General features: G+C 62.8%; 27 protein-coding genes. 25 read left to right on the top strand and 2 right to left on the bottom strand.

The window, feature by feature from the left end:
• Nucleotides 1–79: 79 nt before the first annotated feature.
• The gene (locus GGR17_RS05280; RefSeq protein ID WP_054540283.1) at nt 80–700 is read right to left on the bottom strand and encodes a TIGR02466 family protein; all 621 of its coding nucleotides are present in this window, start codon (nt 698–700) and stop codon (nt 80–82) included.
• A 226-nt stretch (nt 701–926) separates the two neighbouring features.
• On the opposite strand from GGR17_RS05280, the gene rpmC reads away from it, so the two are divergent.
• The 18 genes from rpmC (at nt 927) to rplQ (ending at nt 10590) form a co-directional block, all read left to right on the top strand.
• Complete coding sequence (gene rpmC / locus GGR17_RS05275; RefSeq protein ID WP_054537808.1) at nt 927–1130, top strand: 50S ribosomal protein L29; 204 nt, start codon at nt 927–929, stop codon at nt 1128–1130.
• A gap of 12 nt (nt 1131–1142) precedes the next feature.
• Nucleotides 1143–1373 (top strand): 30S ribosomal protein S17, encoded by a 231-nt coding sequence (gene rpsQ / locus GGR17_RS05270; protein ID WP_037209296.1) that lies wholly within the window; start codon nt 1143–1145, stop codon nt 1371–1373.
• Between the two features lie 154 nt (nt 1374–1527).
• Nucleotides 1528–1896 (top strand): 50S ribosomal protein L14, encoded by a 369-nt coding sequence (gene rplN / locus GGR17_RS05265; RefSeq protein ID WP_011567679.1) that lies wholly within the window; start codon nt 1528–1530, stop codon nt 1894–1896.
• On the top strand, nt 1896–2201 hold the full coding sequence (rplX, locus tag GGR17_RS05260; protein WP_037209298.1) for a 50S ribosomal protein L24: 306 nt from the start codon (nt 1896–1898) through the stop codon (nt 2199–2201). Before rplN ends, rplX begins: the two co-directional genes overlap by 1 nt.
• Nucleotides 2201–2764, top strand: a complete 564-nt coding sequence (gene rplE / locus GGR17_RS05255; RefSeq protein WP_054537809.1) for a 50S ribosomal protein L5 — start codon at nt 2201–2203, stop codon at nt 2762–2764. The genes rplX and rplE overlap by 1 nt, the downstream gene beginning before the upstream one ends.
• A gap of 20 nt (nt 2765–2784) precedes the next feature.
• Nucleotides 2785–3090, top strand: coding sequence for a 30S ribosomal protein S14 (gene rpsN / locus GGR17_RS05250; protein WP_037209301.1), 306 nt, complete (start codon nt 2785–2787; stop codon nt 3088–3090).
• Nucleotides 3091–3102: 12 nt separating this feature from the next.
• Entirely contained in the window at nt 3103–3501 is a 399-nt protein-coding gene (gene rpsH / locus GGR17_RS05245; RefSeq protein ID WP_037209303.1) for a 30S ribosomal protein S8, read from the top strand.
• 11 nt (nt 3502–3512) lie between these two features.
• A complete protein-coding gene (gene rplF / locus GGR17_RS05240; protein WP_054537810.1) occupies nt 3513–4046 on the top strand; it encodes a 50S ribosomal protein L6 in 534 nt (177 codons plus the stop codon).
• 9 nt (nt 4047–4055) lie between these two features.
• Nucleotides 4056–4415 (top strand): 50S ribosomal protein L18, encoded by a 360-nt coding sequence (gene rplR, locus GGR17_RS05235; RefSeq protein ID WP_037209306.1) that lies wholly within the window; start codon nt 4056–4058, stop codon nt 4413–4415.
• A gap of 11 nt (nt 4416–4426) precedes the next feature.
• The gene (gene rpsE / locus GGR17_RS05230; RefSeq protein WP_054537811.1) at nt 4427–4999 is read left to right on the top strand and encodes a 30S ribosomal protein S5; all 573 of its coding nucleotides are present in this window, start codon (nt 4427–4429) and stop codon (nt 4997–4999) included.
• 12 nt (nt 5000–5011) lie between these two features.
• Nucleotides 5012–5200 carry a 50S ribosomal protein L30 gene (rpmD, locus tag GGR17_RS05225; protein WP_037209310.1) on the top strand — a complete coding sequence of 63 codons (189 nt, stop codon included), beginning with the start codon at nt 5012–5014 and terminating at the stop codon, nt 5198–5200.
• Between the two features lie 152 nt (nt 5201–5352).
• Entirely contained in the window at nt 5353–5826 is a 474-nt protein-coding gene (rplO, locus tag GGR17_RS05220; protein ID WP_054537812.1) for a 50S ribosomal protein L15, read from the top strand.
• 103 nt (nt 5827–5929) lie between these two features.
• Nucleotides 5930–7288 carry a preprotein translocase subunit SecY gene (gene secY, locus GGR17_RS05215; protein ID WP_054537813.1) on the top strand — a complete coding sequence of 453 codons (1359 nt, stop codon included), beginning with the start codon at nt 5930–5932 and terminating at the stop codon, nt 7286–7288.
• Nucleotides 7285–7932 carry an adenylate kinase gene (locus tag GGR17_RS05210; protein WP_054537814.1) on the top strand — a complete coding sequence of 216 codons (648 nt, stop codon included), beginning with the start codon at nt 7285–7287 and terminating at the stop codon, nt 7930–7932. The genes secY and GGR17_RS05210 overlap by 4 nt, the downstream gene beginning before the upstream one ends.
• Before the next feature lie 192 nt (nt 7933–8124).
• Complete coding sequence (gene rpsM, locus GGR17_RS05205; protein ID WP_037209316.1) at nt 8125–8493, top strand: 30S ribosomal protein S13; 369 nt, start codon at nt 8125–8127, stop codon at nt 8491–8493.
• A 15-nt stretch (nt 8494–8508) separates the two neighbouring features.
• Nucleotides 8509–8898, top strand: coding sequence for a 30S ribosomal protein S11 (gene rpsK / locus GGR17_RS05200; RefSeq protein WP_037209318.1), 390 nt, complete (start codon nt 8509–8511; stop codon nt 8896–8898).
• Between the two features lie 110 nt (nt 8899–9008).
• On the top strand, nt 9009–10025 hold the full coding sequence (locus GGR17_RS05195) for a DNA-directed RNA polymerase subunit alpha (protein WP_037209320.1): 1017 nt from the start codon (nt 9009–9011) through the stop codon (nt 10023–10025).
• Between the two features lie 145 nt (nt 10026–10170).
• Complete coding sequence (rplQ, locus tag GGR17_RS05190; RefSeq protein WP_054537815.1) at nt 10171–10590, top strand: 50S ribosomal protein L17; 420 nt, start codon at nt 10171–10173, stop codon at nt 10588–10590.
• Nucleotides 10591–10662: 72 nt separating this feature from the next.
• Here rplQ and GGR17_RS05185 read toward each other — a convergent pair whose 3' ends face one another.
• Nucleotides 10663–10848, bottom strand: a complete 186-nt coding sequence (locus tag GGR17_RS05185) for a hypothetical protein (RefSeq protein WP_054537816.1) — start codon at nt 10846–10848, stop codon at nt 10663–10665.
• Nucleotides 10849–10933: 85 nt separating this feature from the next.
• On the opposite strand from GGR17_RS05185, the gene GGR17_RS05180 reads away from it, so the two are divergent.
• From GGR17_RS05180 to GGR17_RS05150, 7 genes are all read left to right on the top strand, one after another.
• A complete protein-coding gene (locus GGR17_RS05180; RefSeq protein ID WP_037209324.1) occupies nt 10934–11545 on the top strand; it encodes a helix-turn-helix transcriptional regulator in 612 nt (203 codons plus the stop codon).
• A gap of 58 nt (nt 11546–11603) precedes the next feature.
• Nucleotides 11604–12194 (top strand): acyl-homoserine-lactone synthase, encoded by a 591-nt coding sequence (locus tag GGR17_RS05175; protein WP_054537817.1) that lies wholly within the window; start codon nt 11604–11606, stop codon nt 12192–12194.
• A gap of 106 nt (nt 12195–12300) precedes the next feature.
• The gene (locus GGR17_RS05170) at nt 12301–13683 is read left to right on the top strand and encodes a trypsin-like peptidase domain-containing protein (protein ID WP_054537818.1); all 1383 of its coding nucleotides are present in this window, start codon (nt 12301–12303) and stop codon (nt 13681–13683) included.
• 23 nt (nt 13684–13706) lie between these two features.
• A complete protein-coding gene (locus GGR17_RS05165) occupies nt 13707–15023 on the top strand; it encodes a replication-associated recombination protein A (protein ID WP_054537819.1) in 1317 nt (438 codons plus the stop codon).
• Between the two features lie 31 nt (nt 15024–15054).
• Nucleotides 15055–15432: a fluoride efflux transporter CrcB gene (crcB, locus tag GGR17_RS05160; protein WP_054537820.1), complete on the top strand. Its 378-nt coding sequence runs from the start codon at nt 15055–15057 to the stop codon at nt 15430–15432.
• The gene (locus GGR17_RS05155; protein ID WP_054537821.1) at nt 15429–16472 is read left to right on the top strand and encodes an RluA family pseudouridine synthase; all 1044 of its coding nucleotides are present in this window, start codon (nt 15429–15431) and stop codon (nt 16470–16472) included. Before crcB ends, GGR17_RS05155 begins: the two co-directional genes overlap by 4 nt.
• Nucleotides 16469–17134, top strand: coding sequence for an HAD-IA family hydrolase (locus tag GGR17_RS05150; RefSeq protein ID WP_054537822.1), 666 nt, complete (start codon nt 16469–16471; stop codon nt 17132–17134). Before GGR17_RS05155 ends, GGR17_RS05150 begins: the two co-directional genes overlap by 4 nt.
• Nucleotide 17135: the final 1 nt, after the last annotated feature.

Here is a 17135-nt window from a genome sequence, read left to right as displayed (position 1 = left end):
GGAAATCGAAAGCCCCCGCCGAGCGATCGGCGGGGGCTTTTGCTTGTGCGTACGTCGCGCGGGGGGGGCGGCTGGCCGCTCACTCCCAGCTATAGTTGAAGCTGACCGAGATCCGCTCTTCTTCGGCCATGTTCATCGGCACCTCGTGGCGCAGCCAGCTTTCCCAAAGCAGCACTTCGCCGGCGGTGGGCGCCACATAGATGAACTGCCGCAACTCTTCGCGCGCATCCTTGCGGCGGGCGGGGGCGGCCATCATCCGGGCCGAGCGCGGATCCTCCAGCTTCAGCGCCGAGGCGCCGCCGGGCATCGCCACATAGGTGGTGCCCGAGATCACCGAATGCGGATGCAGGTGAGAGCTGTGGCTGCCACCCTCGGGCAGGATGTTGATCCAGATATCCTCGAGCTTCAGCTTGCGGCCCTCGAGATCGAATTCCAGATCCTCGGCGAAGGCGGCCACGTGTTTGTCGAGGGTCGTCACCAGATCCTGAAACACCGGAAAGCGCCAGGGCAGGTCGGTCAGCGAGGCATAGCTTGTGTAGCCGGGATAGCCGTTGGCTTCGCACCAGTCGTGCCCGGCCTCGTCATCCTCGGCGATGGAGTAACACGCGGCCTCCAGTTCGGAGGTTTCAATGGCGTCGCCGAACTCGGTCAGGGCGGCGCGGTAGAGGCGGGTGACGAAGAGGGAATCGATCTTTGGCATGGGATGTGTCATAGACCAGCGCGCCCGGCGGGGCGAGGGGGGATGGTTGCGCCGGAGCCCGGGCCGGGGCGGAGTTTTCCCTCAGATCCGGCTTTTCCGATCAAAGGGGTTGATGTGGAGGCGAACCCCGTGTATTGCGCAGCCTTCACCAAGAACTCCACTGGAATCAGGGTGACCCGCGCAGTTGCGCGTAGGGGCCTGCCGGTGATGTTGAAAGGACGAAACCATGAACGCACAAGACCTGCGTGACAAATCGCCGGACCAGCTTCGTGAAGATCTGGCCAGCCTGAAGAAAGAGGCGTTCAACCTGCGCTTTCAGCAGGCCACCGGCGCGCTCGAAAACACCGCCCGCATGCGGATCGTCCGTCGTGACGTTGCCCGTGTGAAGACGGTTCTGAACCAGAAAGCCGCTGAAGCGGCGGCGAATTAAGGAGCACGACACATGCCCAAACGCATCCTCGCAGGCACCGTGACGAGCGACCAGAATGACCAGACCGTAACGGTTTCGGTCGAGCGCCGCTTCACGCATCCGGTTCTGAAGAAGACCATTCGTAAGTCCAAGAAATACCGGGCTCACGATCCGAAGAACGAATTCAAGGTTGGCGACGCCGTCCGCATTCAGGAATGCGCGCCGATTTCGAAAACGAAACGCTGGGAGGTGGTTGCCAACTGATCCGACGCGGCGCGCGTCAATCCTTGTGGCTCTCTTCGCTGAATACGGCGATGAAGCGGGCAAGGGCTGAAGCGTGTCTCTGAAGATTATCGGTTATCACATTCCGGTTTGATCGAAACCCTGGGGGAAGTCCCCAAAGGTCGGGAGAAACCACATGATCCAGATGCAGACCAATCTGGATGTAGCTGACAACTCCGGCGCTCGCCGGGTGCAGTGCATCAAGGTTCTGGGTGGTTCCAAGCGTAAATACGCCTCCGTCGGCGACATCATTGTCGTCTCGGTGAAGGAAGCCATCCCGCGCGGTCGCGTGAAGAAAGGGGACGTCCGCAAGGCCGTCGTCGTACGCACCGCCAAAGAAGTTCGCCGCGAAGACGGCACCGCCATCCGGTTCGACCGGAACGCCGCGGTGATCCTGAACAACAACAACGAGCCGATCGGCACCCGTATCTTCGGCCCGGTCGTTCGTGAGCTGCGCGCCAAGAACTTCATGAAAATCATCTCGCTTGCTCCGGAGGTGCTGTAATGGCTGCCAAACTCCGCAAAGGTGACAAGGTCATCGTGCTGGCCGGCAAGGACAAGGGCAAGTCGGGCGAGATTTCGTCGGTTGACCCGAAGGCCGGCAAGGCCGTGGTCGAGGGCGTGAACATCGCCATCCGCCACACCAAGCAATCGCAAAACAGCCAGGGTGGCCGCGTTCCCGTCGCCATGCCGATCGACCTGTCGAATCTGGCCCTGAGCGACGCGAACGGCAAGGCCACCCGCGTCGGCTTCCGCGTGGAAGAGGGCAAGAAGGTTCGTTATGCCAAAACCACCGGGGAGGCTGTCTGATGCTTGACGTTGCAACCTATACCCCGCGCCTGAAGGCGGTCTACAAGGATCAGATCCGCGCCACTCTGAAGGAAGAGTTCGGCTATTCCAACGACATGATGATTCCGCGCCTCGACAAGATCGTGCTGAACATCGGTTGTGGCGCCGAGGCGGTGAAGGATTCCAAGAAGGTCAAATCGGCCGAAGCCGACCTGACCGCGATTGCCGGCCAGAAGGCCGTGATCAACAAGGCCAAGAAGTCGATCGCCGGTTTCCGTGTCCGCGAAGACATGCCGCTGGGCACCAAGGTGACCCTGCGCGGCGACCGGATGTATGAATTCCTGGATCGTCTGATCACCGTCGCCATGCCGCGTATCCGCGACTTCCGCGGCGTTTCCGGCAAATCCTTCGATGGCCGCGGCAACTATGCCATGGGCCTGAAAGAGCACATCGTGTTCCCCGAGATCGATTTCGACAAGGTCGATGAGGTTTGGGGCATGGACATCGTGATTGCCACCACCGCGAAAACCGACGCGGAAGCGAAGGCGCTGTTGAAGCATTTCAACATGCCCTTCAACAGCTGAAGCAGCGGGAGAGAGAGAACATGGCTAAGAAAGCAATGATCGAACGCGAGAAGAAGCGCCAGAAGCTGGTGGACAAATACGCCGCCAAGCGTGCCGCTCTGAAAGAGATCGCGAATAACGAAGACCTGCCGATGGAAGAACGTTTCAAGGCGCGTCTGAAACTGGCGAAACTGCCCCGCAACTCTTCCGCGACCCGGCTGCACAACCGTTGTGAGCTGACCGGTCGTCCGCATGCGTATTACCGCAAGCTGAAAGTGTCGCGGATCATGCTTCGGGAACTCGGCTCTCAGGGCCAGATCCCCGGCATGGTTAAGTCCAGCTGGTAAGGAGGGTTTGATATGTCAGTAAACGATCCTGTCGGCGATATGCTCACCCGTATCCGCAACGCGCAGCTGCGCGGGAAATCCACCGTCCGCACGCCGGCCTCCAAGCTTCGCGCCTGGGTTCTGGATGTGCTCAAGGACGAAGGCTATATCCGCGGCTATGAAGAAGCCACCAGCACCCTCGGGATGCCGGAGCTTGAAATCAGCCTCAAATATTACGAGGGCACCCCTGTGATCCGCGAGCTCAAGCGGGTCTCGAAGCCGGGCCGCCGCGTTTATATGAGTGTCAAGGATATCCCGTCGGTCCGTCAGGGCCTGGGTGTCTCCATCGTCTCCACGTCCAAGGGCGTGATGTCGGATGCAGCAGCACGGTCGGCCAACGTTGGCGGCGAAGTGCTCTGCACGGTCTTCTAAGGGGGTTTGGTATGTCTCGCATTGGTAAAAGACCGGTCGAGCTGCCGTCGGGTGTTTCGGCGTCCGTCTCCGGCCAGACCGTTGAAGTGAAGGGCCCCAAAGGCGCCCGCAGCTTCACCGCGACCGACGATGTCACCCTGAAGGTGGAAGACAACACGGTCACCGTCACCCCGCGCGGGTCGTCCAAGCGGGCGCGCCAGCAATGGGGCATGTCGCGCACCATGGTTCAGAACCTGGTGCAGGGCGTGAGCGGCGGTTTCACGAAAGAGCTTGAGATCCAGGGTGTGGGTTACAGGGCGCAGATGCAGGGCAACACCCTGAAGCTGTCGCTGGGCCTGAGCCACGAGGTCAACTTCGAGGTGCCGGCCGGTGTAACCGTCACCGCCCCGAAGCAGACCCAGATCATGATCGAGGGCACCGACGAGCAACTGGTCGGTCAGGTCGCAGCAAACATTCGCGAATGGCGCAAGCCCGAGCCTTATAAAGGCAAGGGTATCCGCTATAAGGGCGAATTCATCTTCCGCAAGGAAGGCAAGAAGAAGTAAGGACGCAAAATGGCAAACAGTAAACGAGATCTGTTTCTGAAGCGCCGTCTGCGCGTTCGGAACAAACTGCGGAAGATGGCCAATGGCCGTCCGCGCCTGTCGGTGCATCGCAGCAACAAGAACATCAGCGTGCAGCTGATCGACGATGTGAACGGCGTGACGCTCGCCTCGGCCTCCTCGCTCGAGAAGGATCTGGGCGTCGTTGGCAAGAACAACGTCGAAGCTGCGGCCAAGGTTGGTGCGGCAATCGCAGAGCGGGCCAAGAAGGCCGGCATCGAAGACTGCTTCTTCGATCGTGGTGGTTTCCTCTTTCACGGGAAGGTCAAGGCTCTGGCCGAAGCTGCCCGTGAAGGCGGCCTGAAGTTCTAAGGAGACGACAGATGGCAAGAGATCCAAAACGCCGGGACAATCGTCGCGAACGCGAGGAAACCCCGGAATTCGCCGATCGTCTCGTGGCGATCAACCGCGTATCCAAGACCGTGAAGGGTGGTAAACGCTTCGGCTTTGCCGCGCTTGTGGTCGTGGGTGATCAGAAGGGCCGTGTCGGCTTCGGCAAGGGCAAGGCCAAAGAGGTGCCCGAGGCGATTCGCAAGGCCACCGAACAGGCCAAGCGCAACCTGATGCGTGTGCCGCTGCGCGAAGGCCGCACGCTGCATCACGACATGGAAGGCCGCCATGGCGCCGGCAAGGTCGTGATGCGCACCGCGCCGCAGGGTACCGGCATCATCGCCGGTGGTCCGATGCGGGCTGTGTTCGAAATGCTGGGCATTCAGGATGTGGTCGCCAAGTCGATCGGCAGCCAGAACCCCTACAACATGATCCGCGCCACCCTCGACGGCCTGACCAAGGAAAGCTCGCCCCGTCTGGTCGCGCAGCGCCGTGGCAAGAAGGTCGCCGACATCCTGAAAAAGCCTGAAACCGACGCCGAAGCGCCGGTTGCGGCCGAAGCGTAAGGAGAGGGTCACATGGCAAAGACCATCGTTGTAAAGCAGATCGGCAGCCCGATCCGCCGCCCCGCCATCCAGCGCCAGACGCTGGTGGGCCTGGGCCTGAACAAGATGCACCGCACGCGCGAGCTGGAAGACACTCCGGCAGTGCGGGGCATGATCCGCAAGATCCCGCATCTGGTGGAAATCGTCGAAGAGCGCGGCTGAAGCCGGGCCGGCCTCCCCGCGCAAGCGGGGATCGCCGGCTTTCGCCGCTGCATTAGAAGCGTTGTTCCCCGCCGGGGCGGGGATGACAGTCAGAAACGCCGTGGTCGGCCGCTCCCGTCGCTGGGGGCCGCATCCGGCAAAGGAGAAGCGACATGAAACTGCATGAACTGCGCGACAACGCGGGCGCGACCAAATCCCGCAAGCGGATCGGCCGGGGCCCCGGCTCGGGCACCGGCAAGACCGGTGGCCGTGGTATCAAGGGTCAGAAATCCCGTTCGGGTGTGGCGATCAAGGGCTATGAGGGCGGCCAGATGCCGCTTTACCAGCGTCTGCCGAAGCGTGGCTTCAACAAGCCCAACCGCAAGAAATTCGCCGTGGTGAACCTGGGTCTGATCCAGAAGTTCATCGACGAGGGCAAGCTGGACGCCGGCGCGGCCATCACCGAAGACGCGCTGATCGCAAGCGGCCTGGTTCGCCGCAAGCTGGATGGCGTCCGGGTGCTGGCCAAGGGCGATTTCACCGCCAAGGTCGATCTCTCGGTCACCGGCGCGTCGAAGTCTGCCGTGGACGCGGTGGCCAAGGCTGGCGGCTCTCTTTCGGTCACGTCTGCGACTGCGGCCGAATAAATGGTTGTGGGCGGCGCGTTCGCCGCTTACATCACACTCAGGTTTTCCTAGCGCCGCCTGACCGGAAACCGGTTTGGCGGCGCCGTCATGAAAGAGACAGGGCATGGCATCTGCAGCAGAGCAAATGGCCGCGAACATGAGCTGGGGGGCCTTCGGCAAGGCCACCGAGCTGCGGCAGCGGATCTTATTCACCATCGGCCTTCTGATCGTCTATCGCCTTGGCACCTATATTCCGGTTCCGGGCATCGACGGCGGCGCGCTGCGTGATTTCATGGAACAGGCGGCGGCCGGCATCGGCGGCATCCTGTCGATGTTCACCGGCGGCGCGCTGGGGCGGATGGGTATCTTCGCCCTGGGCATCATGCCCTATATCTCGGCCTCGATCATCGTGCAGCTTCTGACGGCGATGGTTCCCCAGCTCGAGAGCCTCAAGAAAGAGGGCGAGCAGGGGCGCAAGAAGATCAACCAGTACACCCGCTACGGCACGGTGCTTCTGGCCACGTTCCAGGCCTATGGCCTGGCCGTCAGCCTTGAGGCGGGCGGGCTTGTCACCGATCCGGGCTGGTTCTTCCGCGCGGCCACCGTGATCACGCTGGTCGGCGGTACCATGTTCCTGATGTGGCTGGGCGAGCAGATCACCGCGCGCGGCGTGGGCAACGGCATTTCGCTGATCATCTTCGTGGGCATCATCGCCGAGGTTCCGGGCGCGGTGGCGCAGTTCCTGAGCCAGGGCCGGTCGGGCGCGGTTTCGCCTGCCGTGATCGTCGGGGTGATCGTGATGGTGATTGTCGTCATCGCCTTCGTGGTGTTCATGGAGCGCGCCCTGCGCAAGATCCATATCCAGTATCCGCGTCGTCAGGTCGGGATGAAGATCTATGACGGCGGCTCCAGCCATCTGCCGATCAAAGTGAACCCGGCCGGCGTGATCCCGGCGATCTTCGCCTCGTCGCTGCTGCTGATGCCGACCACGATCGCCACTTTCTCGCACGCGCAGACCGGGCCGTTCATGTCGACGCTGCTGGCCTATTTCGGGCCGGGGCAGCCGCTCTATCTGCTGTTCTTCACCGCGATGATCGTGTTCTTCACGTATTTCTACACCTATAACGTGGCGTTCAAGACCGACGAGGTGGCCGACAACCTCAAAAGCCAGAACGGCTTTGTGCCCGGTATCCGGCCCGGCAAGAAAACCGCGGAATATCTCGACTACGTGGTGGCGCGGGTTCTGGTGCTGGGCGCCGGTTATCTGGCGCTGGTCTGCCTGTTTCCGGAAATCCTGCGTTCGCAGCTCAACATTCCGTTCTACTTTGGGGGCACTTCGGTGCTGATCGTGGTTTCCGTGACGATGGACACGATCAACCAGGTTCAGTCGCATCTGCTGGCACATCAGTATGAAGGGCTGATCGAAAAATCTCAGCTGCGGGGCAAACGCCGCAGCGGCAAGAAGGGGACAGCTCGCCGATGAACATCATTCTTCTGGGCCCGCCGGGTGCGGGCAAGGGAACCCAGGCCCGCAAGCTCGTGGACGAGCGGGGCATGATCCAGCTCTCGACCGGGGACATGCTGCGCGATGCACGCAGCTCGGGAACCGAGATGGGCAAGCGCGTGGCCGAGGTGATGGATCGCGGCGGCCTTGTCACCGACGAGATCGTGATCGGCCTGATCAAGGAGAAGCTGGAAGGCGAACAGGCCGGCGGCTTTATCTTCGATGGTTTCCCGCGGACCCTGGCCCAGGCCGATGCGCTGGCGGAACTGCTGGGCAACCTGGATCAGAAGCTTGATGCGGTGATCGAGATGCGCGTCGACGATACGGCGCTGGTGGCCCGTATCACCGGCCGTTACACCTGCGGCAATTGCGGCGAGGTTTATCACGACGAAACCAGGCCCACCAAGGTTGAGGGCATTTGCGATGTCTGCGGCTCTACCAACCTCAAGCGCCGCGCCGATGACAACGAGGAAAGCCTGCGCACCCGCCTGATGGAATATTACAAGAAGACCTCGCCCCTGATCGGCTATTTCTATGCCAAGGGCGATCTTTCGGTGGTGGACGGTCTGGCCGATATCGATGTTGTGGCGAAGTCGATCAAGGCAGTGCTTGACAAAGCGTAAATACGCCCCTTGACCCGGCGCGGAAAACGCCATAGGCACAGCGTCTCGAACAAGAATCGCTTTGCCTGTCGTGGAACAGCGCCCAGCCGACAGCAAGAGATTTAAGCATGGCACGAAGGCAGGACGCCTTCGTGTGACAGTTGTGAAAAAAGGTTCTGGCGCTACGGAACCGCAACAAAAGGAAAAACCGTCTTGGCACGTATTGCTGGCGTCAACATCCCGACGGGGAAACGCGTCCCCATCGCACTGACCTATATCCACGGCATCGGCCCGGCCGCCGCAGGCACGATCTGCGAAGCGGTCGGCATCGAAGCCTCCCGCCGCGTGAACGAACTGTCGGATGCCGAGGTTCTGGCCGTTCGCGAGTACATCGATGCGAATTTCACCGTCGAAGGTGACCTGCGCCGCGAAGTGCAGATGAACGTGAAGCGCCTGATGGATCTTGGCTGCTATCGCGGCCTGCGCCATCGTCGCGGCCTTCCGGTCCGCGGCCAGCGCACCCATACGAACGCCCGCACCCGCAAGGGCCCGGCAAAAGCCATCGCCGGCAAGAAGAAGTAAGGGGAGCGCTCAGACATGGCACGTGAAAAGACACGCACGAAGAAGAAAGAGCGCAAGAACATCGCCGCAGGTGTGGCGCATGTGAACAGCTCGTTCAACAACACCAAGATCCTGATCTCCGATGTGCAGGGCAACGCGATCTCGTGGTCGTCCGCCGGTACGATGGGGTTCAAGGGATCGCGGAAATCGACGCCCTATGCCGCTCAGATGGCTGCCGAAGACGCAGGCAAGAAGGCACAGGAACATGGTGTGAAGACCCTCGAGGTCGAGGTGCAGGGCCCCGGCTCGGGCCGTGAGAGCGCGCTGCGCGCTCTGGCTGCCGTCGGGTTCAACATCACCTCGATCCGCGATGTGACGCCGATTGCCCACAATGGTTGCCGCCCGCCGAAACGCCGCCGGGTCTGACCAGACTTATCAATTTCGGGCCGTGCTGACGCGCGGCCCGAATCCGTATTATTACCTCGGGCGTTTCCTGCTTTGGACATGGGCCGGAAACAGGGATTGAGGAGACACGCATGATCCACCGAAATTGGCAAGAACTGATCAAGCCGACCCAGCTGGAAGTGAAGCCGGGCAACGATCCCGCGCGTCAGGCGACGGTGATCGCCGAACCGCTGGAGCGCGGTTTCGGCCTGACCCTTGGCAACGCGCTGCGCCGGGTTCTGATGTCGTCGCTTCAGGGTGCCGCCATCACCAGCGTGCAGATCGACAACGTGCTGCATGAGTTTTCCTCGGTCGCGGGTGTCCGCGAGGATGTGACCGACATCGTTCTGAACCTGAAGGGGGTTTCGATCCGCATGGAGGCCGAAGGGCCCAAGCGCCTTTCGATCGCCGCCAAGGGCCCCGCCGTAGTGACCGCCGGCCAGATTTCCGAATCGGCCGGGATCGAGGTTCTGAACAAAGACCACGTGATCTGCCACCTGGACGAGGGCGCCGACCTGTTCATGGAGCTGACCGTGAACACCGGCAAGGGCTATGTCGCCGCTGACAAGAACCGCCCCGAGGATGCGCCCATCGGTCTGATCCCGATCGACGCGATCTATTCGCCGGTCAAGAAGGTCGCCTATGACGTGCAGCCCACCCGCGAGGGCCAGGTGCTGGACTATGACAAGCTGACCATGAAGGTGGAAACCGACGGCTCGCTGACGCCGGATGACGCGGTGGCCTATGCCGCGCGTATCCTGCAGGATCAGCTTTCGATCTTCGTGAACTTCGAAGAGCCCGAGCAGGCCGGCCGCATGGACGAGGACGACGGGCTCGAGTTCAACCCGCTGCTTCTGAAGAAGGTCGACGAGCTGGAGCTTTCGGTGCGGTCCGCGAACTGCCTGAAGAACGACAACATCGTTTACATCGGCGATCTGATCCAGAAGACCGAGGCAGAGATGCTGCGCACGCCGAACTTCGGCCGCAAATCGCTGAACGAGATCAAGGAAGTGCTGTCTGGCATGGGCCTGCACCTGGGCATGGATGTCGAGGAATGGCCGCCGGAAAACATCGAGGATCTGGCCAAGAAGTTCGAAGACCAGTTCTGAGATTGACAGATTCGGGGGCCGTGGCGTAAACGGCCCCCGTAAAATGCCCGCGCAGGCGGGGAACATATGGGCCAAAGCCCCAAGGAGAGCGGCGCCAGGACCAGGCACCGCCGGACAAAGCAAAACGACGACTTAGGAGATTAACATGCGTCACGCTAAAGGCTACCGCCGCCTGAACCGCACCCATGAACACCGCAAGGCGCTGTTCGCGAACATGGCCGGCTCTCTCATCGAACACGAACAGATCAAGACGACTCTGCCCAAGGCCAAGGAGCTGCGCCGGATCGTCGAAAAGTTGATCACGCTGGGCAAGAAGGGCGATCTGCATTCGCGCCGTCTGGCCGCATCGCGGCTGAAGCAGGATGCCTATGTCGAGAAACTGTTCGAGGTGCTCGGCCCGCGCTACAAAGACCGCAACGGCGGCTATGTGCGCATCCTGAAGGCCGGTTTCCGCTATGGCGACATGGCACCGATGGCGATCATCGAATTCGTCGACCGTGACGTGGATGCCAAGGGCGCCGCGGATCGCGCCCGCCTGGAAGCGGAAGAGGCGATGGAAGGCTGAGCCTTCCCCATCGACCGGAAATGAAAAACCCCGCCAGTTGATGGCGGGGTTTTTTCGTTGTGTCAGACGGGCTTACTGCGCGCGGCGGGCGTCTTCCTGCACGGGGCCGATTTCCAGCCGTCTGGTCACATCTGCGATCATTTGTCTGAGCTGCTCATCCACGACGGGGGTTGCGCCCAGGAACTCCAGCAGGTCTGTACGCACGCCCTCGGGCAAACGCATGACCTGTGTGAAAAGGTTGGGATGTATCGCCTTCACTGGCTACTCCGGGGTCTGAATTAACTGCGAGTCACGGTGTTCAATTTATGGTTGACCGCGTTTCCTGCAACTTGTCTAAAAAGACATGTTCGAAAAGTCAGTCTTTGATCGGGAACTTCAGACGCTGGATGCCTTGGCGCCCATGGGGTATTTTCTCGGACTTCATATCCGGTTTACCGCGCCGCTGATGACGTTGCAGACCTATGACCAGGCTTGGATGGACCACTATACCGAAAACGGCTATGTCCTTCGCGATCCGATGACCGCGTGGGGCTTCAGCGCCACCGGCTCGACCCGGTGGAGCAGTGAAAACGTACCGGACCCGTTTGGCATATTCCAGCAGGCGGCAAAGTTCGGATTGAGGTATGGCGCGACGATCTCCTGCGGGCCCATAAGCTCCAGGACTATTGCAAGTGTGGGGCGAGCAGATCGGGAATTTTTTGATGCCGAGATCGAACAGATAGAAGCACTGGTCCATCGGCTTCACGACATGACCGAGCCACCGCAAGAGCTTACCAAAGCTCAGATCGAAGCGCTTAAATGCATTGCGGATGGCGACAGGCATGCGGCTGCGGCCGCAAAACTCGGAATTTCGGAAAGTGCACTCAAGGCACGGCTGTCGTCAGCTCGACTGCGGCTCATGTCACGCACCACTGCCGAAGCCATTCAGCGCGCAAAGGACTACAGGCTGCTCTGAACGGCACACGCCTTCCGCAAGGTTCTGACGACTTAACCCAACCCTGCAGGAGGCTATCATGCTTACCACCACTCTCTCGTTCGAAAACCTTCACAACCATGGCGAACTTTTTGCGAACATGCTTCGCGCCCGGCGCGAACTGTTCATTGTCCACAACAAGTGGGACCTGCCCGAAGCCATGGGCATGGAATATGATCAGTACGACACCCCGGCCAGCCGCTGGGTCGTCGTGCATGATGAACTGGGGCAGGTTCTGGCGGGCAACCGCCTGACACCGACCACTGCGAAATGCGGCATCTACACCTACATGATCCGCGATGCGCAGAAGGGGCTTCTGGAAACCATCCCGTCGCATCTTCTGTACGAAGAGGCGCCGGTTTCGGAAACCGTCTGGGAAAGCTCCCGCCTGTTTGTGTCTCACAACGTGCCGGCGGGGATCCGACGGCGGGTTCATGCGCAGCTCGTGCTCGAGATCTCCAAGGCGGCCCGGAACCTGGGTGCGACCCAGTGCCTGACCCTGCTGAACGCGAACTGGCCCCGCTGGGCCGGGCGCGTCGGCGTGGACATGACAGCGATGGGGCCGGTGATGAACATCGCCGAGGTCGATAATCAGGTTGTTTCGATGAACTTCGCATCCAACCTGCACTGACCCCTGCGCCGCCTGCCGCCCTTCGGGGCGGCGGGCACCACGATCTTCGGTTGAACTTGGCCGCCGCGCTTCGCATATCCGGGGGGCATCCTTGCAGGAGCCTTCGATGACCCGGTTCGCGCCTTTCCTTATTGTCCTTCTGTCCGCCCTGCCGCTTCGGGCGGAAACCACCGTGCCGCGATCGGCGGCCGAGATCACGCTCAGCTTCGCGCCGATCGTGAAACAGGCCGCGCCTGCCGTGGTCAACATCTATGCCAAACGCGTGGTGGCCACCCGGGTCAGCCCCTTTGCGGATGATCCGTTTTTCGGTGAGTTTTTCCGCGGGCAGGGGCGCACCGTGCCACGGGTGCAAAACTCGCTCGGGTCGGGGGTGATCCTGTCTGCGGATGGCATCGTGGTGTCGAACTATCACGTCGTCGGCCAGGCCACCGAGATTCGCGTGGTGCTGAACGACCGGCGCGAGTTTGACGCGGAGGTTCTGTTGGGGGATCAGGAATCCGACCTCGCGGTGCTGAAGCTGAAGGATGCAGAGAACCTGCCCGCGCTGGCGCTGCGCGATTCCAATACGGTCGAGGTGGGCGACCTGGTGCTGGCCATCGGCAACCCCTTTGGCATCGGCCAGACGGTTTCCAGCGGTATCGTGTCGGGGCTGGCGCGCTCGGGCATTTCGGTGGGCAGCGGGCGCGGCTATTTCATCCAGACCGACGCGGCGATCAACCCCGGCAATTCCGGCGGCGCGCTCGTTGACAGCCAGGGGCGGCTGGTGGGGATCAACACCGCGATCCTGACCCGTTCCGGCGGGTCGAACGGTATCGGCTTTGCGATTCCGGCCAATCTGGTTCAGCGTTTCGTTGCCGCGGCGGCGGCGGGGGAAACCCGGTTTGCCCGGCCCTGGGCGGGCGTGTCTGGCCAGGCGGTGGACGGGGCGATGGCCGAAGCCCTGGGCATGACCATCCCCGGCGGCGTGGTCCTGACCGAACTGCACCCCGACAGCCCGTTCCGCAAGGCCGGGCTGAGCGTTGGAGATGTGGTGATCGAGATGGGCGGCGAGCCGGTGAACAGCCCGCAGGAGATGATCTTTCGCATGACCGCCGAGGGGATCGGCGGCGGGCTGGATATCGTTTACCTGAGCGATGGCGCCGAACGACGGGCCCGTGTGGCGCTTGTCGCCGCGCCTGAGATGCCGCCGCGCGCGCCGCTGACGGTGCCCGCCCGAAGTGTGCTGGGCGGGCTGAGCGTGGTCAACATCAACCCCGCCGTCGCCTCCGAATACGGGCTTGCGATGGCGGCGGAGGGCGTGCTTGTCACCGATCCGGGCGATGTGGCCGGGCGGGTTGGCCTGCGCCCGGGCGATGTGCTGCTGCGGGTCAATGACACGGCCGTCCGCCAGACCCGCGACGTGCAAGATGCCGCGCGCGCCACCAGCCGCACCTGGCTGATCGAATACATGCGCGGCGGTCAGCGCGGCGTGTTGCGCTTTCGCGTCTGAGGCGCATGGATTAGGCTCTGCCAATGGCTGACCTGTTTGACCAGACCCCGGCGCCCGACGCCGCGCACAGCGCCCCGCGCCCGCTGGCCGACAGGCTGCGGCCAAAGCGGCTTTCAGAGGTTATCGGACAGGAGCATATCCTTGGCCCCGAGGGGCCTCTGGGGGTCATGCTGGCCTCGGGCAGCCTGTCGTCGGTGATCTTCTGGGGGCCGCCCGGTGTCGGCAAGACAACGATCGCGCGACTGCTGGCCGATGAAAGCGATCTGACCTTTATCCAGATCAGCGCGATTTTCACCGGCGTGCCGGAGCTGCGCAAAGTGTTCGAGGCGGCGAAGATGCGGCGCGCCAACGGGCAGGGCACGCTGCTGTTCGTGGATGAGATCCACCGTTTCAACAAGGCGCAGCAAGACGGGTTCCTGCCGCATATGGAGGATGGCACCATCCTTCTGGTCGGGGCCACCACCGAAAACCCGAGCTTCGAGCTGAACGCCGCGCTGCTGTCGCGCGCGCAGGTTCTGGTGTTGCAGCGGCTGGATCTGGCGCATCTGGAGCTTTTGGCCCAACGCGCCGAGCAGGAGCTGAGCCGGGCGCTGCCGCTGACCGGCCCGGCGCGCGAGGCGTTGCTGGAAATGGCTGATGGTGACGGGCGTGCGCTGTTGAATCTGATCGAACAGGTGATGGCGTGGAAGGTGGCCGGGCCGCTCGATCCCGATGCGCTGGCCACCCGGCTGATGAAACGGGCCGTGAAATACGACAAATCGGGTGACGAGCATTACAATCTGATCTCGGCCCTGCACAAATCGGTGCGCGGGTCCGATCCCGATGCCGCGCTCTACTGGTTCGCGCGGATGCTCGAGGGCGGCGAAGATCCGCGCTATCTGGCACGGCGCATCACCCGCATGGCGGTCGAGGATATCGGGCTGGCCGATCCGCAGGCCCAGACGATCTGCCTGCATGCCTGGGAAACCTATGAAAGGCTGGGCAGCCCCGAGGGCGAGCTGGCGCTGGCGCAGGCGTTGATCTACCTGTCGCTCGCGCCGAAATCGAACGCGGGCTACAAGGCCTACAAGAACGCCCGCGCCGCAGCCCGGAAAACCGGAAGCGAACCGCCGCCCAAGCATATCCTGAACGCCCCGACCTCGCTGATGAAGGAACAGGGCTATGGCGACGGCTACGCCTATGACCATGACGCCGAAGACGGGTTTTCGGGGCAGAACTATTTCCCCGACGGCATGAAGCACGGTGTTTACTACCTGCCGGTCGAGCGCGGGTACGAGCGTGAGCTGAAAAAGCGCGTGGACTACTTCGCCAAGCTGCGCGCGCGGCGGCAGGGCGGTTGACAAGCCCGCCCGCCCGGATGACAGAGGCGGCATGACTTGGACATTGGCACAAGTTGCACTCGGCGGCGCGCTCGGCGCGACCTGCCGCTATCTTACCGGCATCGCGGCGACGCGGGTGATGGGGCATGGCTTTCCCTGGGGGACGCTGGCGGTGAATATCGCCGGCTCGTTCCTGATGGGCGCGCTGGTGGTGGTTCTGGCCGAAAAGGGCGGCACCCGGTTCGCGCCGTTTCTGATGACCGGCCTGCTGGGCGGGTTCACCACGTTTTCGGCCTTTTCGCTGGATGCGATAACATTGTTCGAGCGTGGGCCGCATGGCATTGCGGCGGGTTATGTCGGGGCGTCGGTCGTATTGTCGCTTCTGGCGATTTCGCTGGGCCTGATGGCGGCGCGGGGGGTATTTGCATGAGCGGTGTTCAGACAGTCGAGGTGACGGCAGACGAGGATGATCAGCGGCTGGACCGCTGGTTCCGCCGCCGCTTTCCCCATATCGCACAGGGGCGGATCGAAAAGATGTGCCGCAAGGGCGAAATCCGGGTCGATGGCGGGCGGGTGAAGCCCGCCACGCGCGTCGGTGCCGGGCAGCAGGTGCGCGTGCCGCCCCTGCCGGAACCGGGCGAGATCGTATCGCAGCCGCGGACCAATATTTCGGACGATGACGTGAAGATGATCCAGGGCTGCGTGCTCTATCGTGACGATTACATCATCGCGCTGAACAAGCCGCCGGGCCTGCCCACGCAGGGCGGTTCGAAGCAGACCCGCCATGTGGACGGGATGGCCGAGGCGCTGCGCTTCGGGCTTGAGGAAAAGCCGCGCCTTGTGCACCGGCTCGACAAGGATACATCGGGCGTGCTGATCCTGGCGCGCACGCGGGCGGTGGCGGCGGCGCTGACCACCGCGTTCCGCGCGCGGGAGACGCGCAAGATCTATTGGGCCGCCGTTGCGGGCCAGCCTTCGCCGCCGATGGGCACCATCCGCTTCGGTCTGGTCAAGGCGCCCGGCCACGGCGCGCATGGCGAGGGCGAAAAGATGCTGTGCATCCACCCCAACGAGGTGGACCGGACGGAGGGCGCCAAGCGCGCCACGACCGATTACGCGGTGCTGACCTCGTTGGGCAAGCGCGTGTCCTGGGTGGCGCTGGTGCCGGTAACGGGGCGCACCCATCAGCTGCGCGCGCATATGGCGGAACTGGGCCATCCGATCATCGGCGACGGCAAATACGGCGGTTCCGGGCAGGAAAACCTCGGCGACGGCTGGGGCGCGCAACTGGGAGGAGAGATCAGCCGCAAGCTGCACCTGCACGCCCGCTCGCTCTCGCTTCAGCACCCGGTTACGGGCGCGAGGCTGCAGATCACGGCGCCGCTGCCGCCGCATATGAAAAAGACGTGGGAGACGTTCGACTGGCACGAACGGGATGTGCCCGCCGACCCGTTCGAGGATCAGGAATGAGCGATTTGCGGCTGGTTATCTTCGATGTGGACGGCACGCTGATCGACAGTCAGGCCCATATCAAGGGCGCGATGGCGGCGGCGTTTCTGGCCGAAAGCCTGCCGGGCCCGACGGATGAGGCGGTTCTGGGCATTGTCGGCCTGTCGCTGCCGGTGGCCATCGCCCAGCTTGTGCCCGAGCTTGAGCCCGCGCTGACCGATCGTCTGGTCACGGCCTACAAGGAGGCGTTCCATTCCCTGCGCGCGGCGGATTTCCCCTCGCCGCTTTATCCCGGCGCGCTGGAGGTGCTGGAGGGGCTGGCGGCGCAGGAAAACCTGCTGATGGGCGTGGCCACGGGCAAATCCCGCCGCGGGCTGGATCATGTGCTGGAGGCGCACGGGCTGCGGCGGTTCTTCGTGACCGAGCAGGTGGCCGACCACCACCCGTCGAAGCCGCATCCTTCGATGGTGCAGGCGGCGCTGGCCGAAACCGGCGTGGCGCCGGAAGATGCCGTGATGATCGGCGATACCAGCTTCGATATCGATATGGGCCAGGCGGCCGGGGTGCGCACCGTCGGCGTGGGATGGGGCTATCACGGCGCTGACCGGCTGGAGCGCGCGGATATCGTGATCGATGCCTTTTCCGCGCTGCCTGCCGCGCTTGAAACGGTCTGGAAGAGGTAAG

Origin of the sequence: Actibacterium naphthalenivorans (genome assembly GCF_014196965.1) — a bacterium.
In the GTDB taxonomy this organism is placed as follows: Bacteria; Pseudomonadota; Alphaproteobacteria; order Rhodobacterales; family Rhodobacteraceae; genus Actibacterium_A; species Actibacterium_A naphthalenivorans.
The sequence above is the reverse complement of the archived record's forward strand: the minus strand, read 5'-3'. Positions and strand labels throughout refer to the sequence as shown.

Coding starts and splice junctions, on each gene's coding strand:
- GGR17_RS05280 (WP_054540283.1), bottom strand. CDS start 700: ATGCCAAAGATCGATTCCCTCTTCGTCACCCGCCTCTACCGCGCCGCC.
- rpmC (WP_054537808.1), top strand. CDS start 927: ATGAACGCACAAGACCTGCGTGACAAATCGCCGGACCAGCTTCGTGAA.
- rpsQ (WP_037209296.1), top strand. CDS start 1,143: ATGCCCAAACGCATCCTCGCAGGCACCGTGACGAGCGACCAGAATGAC.
- rplN (WP_011567679.1), top strand. CDS start 1,528: ATGATCCAGATGCAGACCAATCTGGATGTAGCTGACAACTCCGGCGCT.
- rplX (WP_037209298.1), top strand. CDS start 1,896: ATGGCTGCCAAACTCCGCAAAGGTGACAAGGTCATCGTGCTGGCCGGC.
- rplE (WP_054537809.1), top strand. CDS start 2,201: ATGCTTGACGTTGCAACCTATACCCCGCGCCTGAAGGCGGTCTACAAG.
- rpsN (WP_037209301.1), top strand. CDS start 2,785: ATGGCTAAGAAAGCAATGATCGAACGCGAGAAGAAGCGCCAGAAGCTG.
- rpsH (WP_037209303.1), top strand. CDS start 3,103: ATGTCAGTAAACGATCCTGTCGGCGATATGCTCACCCGTATCCGCAAC.
- rplF (WP_054537810.1), top strand. CDS start 3,513: ATGTCTCGCATTGGTAAAAGACCGGTCGAGCTGCCGTCGGGTGTTTCG.
- rplR (WP_037209306.1), top strand. CDS start 4,056: ATGGCAAACAGTAAACGAGATCTGTTTCTGAAGCGCCGTCTGCGCGTT.
- rpsE (WP_054537811.1), top strand. CDS start 4,427: ATGGCAAGAGATCCAAAACGCCGGGACAATCGTCGCGAACGCGAGGAA.
- rpmD (WP_037209310.1), top strand. CDS start 5,012: ATGGCAAAGACCATCGTTGTAAAGCAGATCGGCAGCCCGATCCGCCGC.
- rplO (WP_054537812.1), top strand. CDS start 5,353: ATGAAACTGCATGAACTGCGCGACAACGCGGGCGCGACCAAATCCCGC.
- secY (WP_054537813.1), top strand. CDS start 5,930: ATGGCATCTGCAGCAGAGCAAATGGCCGCGAACATGAGCTGGGGGGCC.
- GGR17_RS05210 (WP_054537814.1), top strand. CDS start 7,285: ATGAACATCATTCTTCTGGGCCCGCCGGGTGCGGGCAAGGGAACCCAG.
- rpsK (WP_037209318.1), top strand. CDS start 8,509: ATGGCACGTGAAAAGACACGCACGAAGAAGAAAGAGCGCAAGAACATC.
- GGR17_RS05195 (WP_037209320.1), top strand. CDS start 9,009: ATGATCCACCGAAATTGGCAAGAACTGATCAAGCCGACCCAGCTGGAA.
- rplQ (WP_054537815.1), top strand. CDS start 10,171: ATGCGTCACGCTAAAGGCTACCGCCGCCTGAACCGCACCCATGAACAC.
- GGR17_RS05180 (WP_037209324.1), top strand. CDS start 10,934: ATGTTCGAAAAGTCAGTCTTTGATCGGGAACTTCAGACGCTGGATGCC.
- GGR17_RS05175 (WP_054537817.1), top strand. CDS start 11,604: ATGCTTACCACCACTCTCTCGTTCGAAAACCTTCACAACCATGGCGAA.
- GGR17_RS05170 (WP_054537818.1), top strand. CDS start 12,301: ATGACCCGGTTCGCGCCTTTCCTTATTGTCCTTCTGTCCGCCCTGCCG.
- GGR17_RS05165 (WP_054537819.1), top strand. CDS start 13,707: ATGGCTGACCTGTTTGACCAGACCCCGGCGCCCGACGCCGCGCACAGC.
- crcB (WP_054537820.1), top strand. CDS start 15,055: ATGACTTGGACATTGGCACAAGTTGCACTCGGCGGCGCGCTCGGCGCG.
- GGR17_RS05155 (WP_054537821.1), top strand. CDS start 15,429: ATGAGCGGTGTTCAGACAGTCGAGGTGACGGCAGACGAGGATGATCAG.
- GGR17_RS05150 (WP_054537822.1), top strand. CDS start 16,469: ATGAGCGATTTGCGGCTGGTTATCTTCGATGTGGACGGCACGCTGATC.